Genomic DNA, 263 nt, shown 5'->3' with positions numbered 1-263 from the left:
CGCTGGTCCTTGTGGTCCAACTGCTCCGTCGGCGCCATCTGCACCTGCTGGTCCTTGCGGTCCAACTGCTCCGTCAGCACCATCCGCACCTGTTGGCCCTTGTGGTCCAACTGCTCCGTCAGCACCGTCAGCGCCATCTACACCCGCTGGTCCTTGCGGCCCAACTGCTCCGTCAGCGCCATCTACACCCGCTGGTCCTTGCGGCCCAACTGCTCCGTCAACTCCGTCAGCACCTGCTGGTCCTTGCGGTCCAACTGCTCCGT

Annotated in this window: 1 pseudogene; it reads right to left on the bottom strand. The window is 64.6% G+C overall.

Annotated elements, in window-relative coordinates:
• A pseudogene (locus Q1A01_RS23795) lies at positions 1-263 on the bottom strand (hypothetical protein); the annotation flags it as partial.

It is taken from the genome of uncultured Dokdonia sp., assembly GCF_947492815.1.
Taxonomy (GTDB): Bacteria; Bacteroidota; Bacteroidia; order Flavobacteriales; family Flavobacteriaceae; genus Dokdonia.
The sequence above is the reverse complement of the archived record's forward strand: the minus strand, read 5'-3'. Positions and strand labels throughout refer to the sequence as shown.